This window comes from Streptomyces sp. 5-10 (assembly GCF_014712245.1).
Classification (GTDB): Bacteria; Actinomycetota; Actinomycetes; order Streptomycetales; family Streptomycetaceae; genus Streptomyces; species Streptomyces violaceusniger.
Map to the genome: position 1 here is coordinate 1 of NZ_JACVYG010000137.1, position 5,403 is coordinate 5,403.

The window sequence follows — 5,403 nt, forward strand, 5'->3', positions numbered from 1 at the left end:
GCTGTTCCGGTTGGTGGAGTCGTGGGGTGTGCGGTCCGATTTCGTGGCCGGGCACTCGATCGGTGAGCTGGTGGCGGCGCATGTGGCGGGGGTGCTGTCGCTTGCGGACGCGTGTGCGTTGGTGGCGGCTCGCGGTCGGCTGATGCAGGGGTTGCCGTCGGGTGGGGTGATGGTGTCGGTGCGGGCCGCCGAGGCGGATGTGCTGCCGTTGCTGGCCGGTCGCGGGGGCGAGGTGAGTGTGGCGGCGGTCAACGGCCCGTACTCGACCGTGATTTCCGGTGCGGACGAGGCGGTGGCGGAGGTCGCCGGGCAGCTTGACGCTCAGGGCGTCAAGACCAAGCGGCTGCGGGTCTCCCATGCCTTCCACTCGCCGCTGATGGAGCCGATGCTTGCGGAGTTCCGGCAGGTGGCCGAGGGGTTGTCGTACGCGCCTCCGCGTATCCCCGTCGTGTCGAACGTGACGGGCCGGGTGGCGGACGCCGAGGCGCTGTGCTCCGCCGAGTACTGGGTGCGACACGTCCGAGAGACCGTGCGCTTCGCCGACGGCATGGCGGCTCTCGCGGAGGCGGGTGTGACGACCTCCCTGGAGCTGGGCCCGGACGGGGTGCTCTCCGGCATGGGCCAGGACTGCGTGCCGGACGCCGCGTTCGTCTCCGCCCTGCGCAGCGGCCGTGACGAGATGGCTACGCTCCAGGAGGCATTGGCTCGCATCTTCGTCCGTGGCGTCCCGGTGGACTGGACGGCGCTGCTCGCGCCGAGTCCCGTACGCCACGTGGAGCTGCCGACTTACGCCTTCCAGCGGAAGCGGTACTGGCTCGAGGCCGGTGGGGCGGCGGGCAACGTGGCCTCGGCGGGGCTGCGGTCCGAGGAACACCCCCTGCTCGGTGCCGCCGTGAGGCTGCCCGACTCAGACGGCTGCCTGTTCACCGGTCGGCTGTCCGCGCGTACGCACGCCTGGCTGGCCGACCACGCCGTGCTGGGCTCGGTGGTGGTGCCGGGGACGGCCTTCGTGGATCTGGCGCTGCATGCCGGTGGCCGTTTCGGCTGTGACCAGGTGGACGACCTGGTGCTGGAAGCGCCCCTGGTCCTTCCCGAGCGCGGTGCGATCCAGCTCCAGGTGATGGTGGCCGGAGCCGATGACGACGGCCGCCGACCCGTCACCGTCTACTCCCGGCAGGAATCCGGCGATGAGGACCACCCCTGGACACGCCACGCCACCGGCGTTCTGACCCAGGCCGAGCGGCCGGAGGCGGCGATCTCGGCCGAGCTGAGCGTGTGGCCACCCACGGATGCCGAGGCGATCGACATCAGTGGCATGTACGAGCGCTTCGCGCGGGGCGGGCTCGCGTACGGGCCGGCGTTCCAGGGCGTGCGGGCCGCCTGGCGGCGTGAAGGCGAAGTGTTCACCGAGGTGTTCGCCGAGGTGGCACTGGCCGAGGAGCAGTGGCCGGACGCCGCGCGCTTCCGTGTGCACCCCGCGTTGCTCGATGCCGCCCTTCATATGGCGGGGCCCGGTGGCCTGGTGGCCTCGGACGCGGAGCAGGTCCGCTTGCCGTTCGCCTGGAACGGGGTGTCGGTGCACATCACCGGCGCGACGACGGTCCGCGTACGGCTGGCGGCGGCCGGGGCCGACGGTCTGTCGCTCGCCGTGGCCGATGAGACGGGCCGGTTGATGGCCTCGGTGGCAGAGCTGGTGACGCGTCCGGTCTCCGCCGAGCAGATCGACGCCGCGCGCGGCACCTCCCAGGAGTCGCTGTTCCGGCTGCGGTGGAACGCCATGCCGCTTCCGGCCGACGAACCGTCCACCGCCCGCTGTGCGGTGATCGGTGAGGAGGGCGGCGAGCTGGCCATGGCGCTGCGGTCGGCGGGCTGGCAGGTGCGAACCCACCCTGACCTGGGCGCACTTGCCCGGTCCGGCGCCGAGGGTGACTCCTTGCCGGAGTGGGTGCTGCTGGCCTCCGCGACCGGCAGCAGTGGCGACAGCCACCGGGCGCTACGTGGCGCGACGCATCAGGCGCTGGAGCGGGTGCGGGAGTGGTTGGCCGAGGAGCGGTTCGCCGACTCCCGTCTGGTCGTCACCACGCGCGGCGCCGTGGCCACCACCTCGACCGAGGGTGTGGACGACCTGGCAGGGGCGGCGGTATGGGGCCTGGTGCGGTCCGCGCAGGCCGAAGACCCTGGCCGAGTGCTCCTCCTCGACGTGGACGATCCCACGGAGCTCGGCTCCGTTCCGCTGGCCACGGCCCTCGCCTCGGGCGAGCCGCAGTTGGCCGTGCGCGGAGGGCGCGTACTGGCGGCGAGGCTGGTCCGGGCCGAGGGGGAGTCGGGACCGGGCGCTTCGGCGACATGGGACCCCGAGGGCACGGTCCTCATCACCGGGGCCGGCGGCACCCTGGGCGGTCTGCTGGCCCGGCATCTGGTGGCCGACCATGGTGTGCGGCATCTGGTGCTGCTCAGCCGCAGGGGATCGGCGGCCGAGGGCGCGGCCGAGCTGGCCGATGAGCTGGCCTCGGCGGGGGCGTCGGTGACCTGGGCGGCCTGTGATGTGGCCGATCGGGACGCCCTCGGCGCGGTGCTGTCGGACATCCCCGCCGCGCATCCGCTCAAGGGTGTCGTCCACGCCGCTGCCGTGCTGGACGACGGTGTGATCGCGTCGTTGACTCCGGAGCGGCTGGACACCGTGCTGCGGCCGAAGGCGGAGGCGGCACTCGTCCTGCATGAGCTGACGGCCGGGCTCGACCTGTCGGCGTTTGTGGTCTTCTCCTCGGTGGCGGGCATGTTCGGGGCCGCCGGGCAGGGCAACTACGCGGCCGCCAACGCCCTCCTCGACGCGCTGGCCGCACGGCGCCGGGCGCACGGCCTCCCCGGCCTGTCGCTGGCCTGGGGACTGTGGGAGGAACGCAGCGGGATGACCGCGGGGCTGGCCGAGGTGGACAGGCGGCGCATGGACCAGGTCGGCATCTCCGCCCTGTCGTCGGCCGAGGGGCTTGCGCTGTTCGACGCCGCCTGTGCGAGCGATGGCCCGGTCATCGCCGCCGCACGGCTGAACACGACGGTCTGGAGGTCCGCCGCACACGACGGCCTCGCCGAAGTGCCGCATGTGCTGCGGGAGTTGGTGCGAGTGCCCGCCCGCCGGGTGACGACGCAATCCACCGGAGCGGCCGGGGCGGCGGAGGCGTTGCGGGCGCGCCTGGCCGGAGCCTCGTATGCGGAAGGCGAACGCCTGGTGCTGGACACGGTACGGCGCAATGTCGCCGCGGTGCTGGGCCACGGCGGTCCGGAAACCGTGGAACCGGGCCGTGCGTTCAAGGACTTCGGCTTCGACTCGCTGACGGCGGTGGAATTGCGCAACCGGCTCGGCACGGTGACCGGACTGCGTCTGACCGCGACGCTGGTCTTCGACCACCCGACCCCCACCGCCCTGGCCCAGCACCTTCACCACGAGCTGACGCGGGACGCCGGATCCGCCGCCACCTCGGTGCCCGTATCCGTGGGCATCGATCAGCTCGAAGCCGGTCTGTCGGCGATGACCTGGGAGGAGATCGGCCGCACGGATGTGGTGTCACGCCTGCGGGAGCTCTTGGCAAAGTACGGCGACGCACAGGAAGTCCCGAGCAGCAGCGCTGCTCTCGTCGACCAACTCGAATCGGCGACGGATGGCGAACTCTTCAAGATGGTGGACGAGGATCTCGGAATTCTCTGAAGCGGCCTGGAGCAATTCCCCTCCGCGATCAGCCGACAGCCTTGTGATTGGGAAAGCGCGATGAGCAACGAAGACAAACTCCGGGATTACCTCAAGCGAGTCATTGCCGAACTCCACCAGACGCGTCAGCGCCTCCAGGAAGCGGAGTCCGCGGACCACGAGCCGATCGCGATCGTGGCGATGAGCTGCCGCTACCCGGGCGGGCTGCGCTCGCCCGAGGAGTTGTGGCGGTCGGTGGCCGCCGGTGAGGACGCCATCTCGGGCTTCCCCCAGGACCGTGGCTGGGACGTGGAGGGGCTGTACGACCCCGACCCGGGCGCGGTGGGCAAGAGTTATGCGTGCGAGGGCGGATTCCTGCACGGCGCCGGTGAATTCGACCCGGCGTTCTTCGGGATGTCCCCGCGCGAGGCGCTCGCGACCGACCCCCAGCAGCGGTTGCTGCTGGAGACGGCTTGGGAGGCGTTCGAGCGGGCCGGTATCGACCCGGAGTCGGTGCGGGGCAGCAAGACCGGTGTCTTCACCGGTGTGATGTACCACGACTACGGCACCGGTCTGACCTCGCTGCCCGCGGGTGTGGAGGGCTATCTGGGCAACGGCACCGCGGGCAGCATCGCCTCCGGCCGGGTGGCCTACACCCTGGGCCTCGAGGGCCCGGCGGTCACCGTCGACACGGCGTGCTCCTCTTCCCTGGTGGCGCTGCACTGGGCCGGTCAGGCCCTTCGGCGCCAGGAGTGCACCCTCGCCCTCGCGGGTGGCGTCACGGTGATGTCCACCCCCGGAACCTTCGTGGAGTTCAGTCGTCAGCGCGGGCTGGCGCCGGACGGCCGGTGCAAGCCGTTCGCGGCGGCCGCCGATGGGACGGGCTGGGGCGAGGGTGTGGGCATGCTGCTGCTGGAGCGGCTGTCGGACGCGCGGCGCAACGGCCACCCGGTGCTGGCGGTGGTACGCGGCTCCGCCATCAACCAGGACGGTGCGAGCAACGGCCTCACCGCGCCCAACGGACCGTCCCAGCAACGAGTGATCCGCCAGGCCCTCGCCGACGCCAAACTCTCCGCCAAGCAGGTGGACGCCGTCGAGGCACACGGCACGGGTACGACGCTGGGCGACCCCATCGAGGCCCAGGCGCTGCTGGCCACGTACGGNGCGTGGCGGGCGTCATCAAGATGGTGCAGGCGATGCGGCACGGGCTGCTGCCGCAGACCCTGCACATCGACGAGCCGTCGCCCCACGTGGACTGGTCGGCGGGCGGGGTGAGGCTGCTCACCGAGGCCACGCCGTGGCCCGAGGGCGACGAGCCCCGTCGGGCGGGTGTCTCGTCCTTCGGGATCAGCGGCACCAACGCACACATCATCCTCGAGCAGGAGCCTCCGGCCGACCCGGAGGGCGAAGCGCCGGAGGAGACGGGGCAACTGCCTTCCGGCATCGTGCCCTGGCTGGTCTCGGGGAAGTCCGAGGGTGCGTTGCGCGCCCAGGCCGAAGGGCTGCTCGCCCACCTCGGTGCTCGGGCGGAGGCGGCCGTCACCGATATCGGGTTCTCTCTCGCGACGACGCGTAGTGCCTTCGAGCATCGTGCGGTGGTGTTGGGGTCCGATCGTGCGGCTTTGGTTGAGGGCTTGGGTGCGGTGGCTGAGGGCAGGGATGTGGCGGGTGTGGTGCGGGGTGTGGTTGTGGGTGGTGATGGTCGTGCGGTGTTGGTGTTT

General features: G+C 71.7%; 1 protein-coding gene and 1 pseudogene. Both read left to right on the forward strand.

Annotated elements, in window-relative coordinates; genetic code table 11:
• Window positions 1-3,703, forward strand: a 3,703-nt coding sequence (locus tag IEJ02_RS47310) for an SDR family NAD(P)-dependent oxidoreductase (RefSeq protein ID WP_191070436.1), incomplete at its 5' end; no start/stop codon positions are given.
• A gap of 102 nt (window positions 3,704-3,805) precedes the next feature.
• Window positions 3,806-5,403, forward strand: a pseudogene (locus tag IEJ02_RS47315) (type I polyketide synthase); the annotation flags it as partial.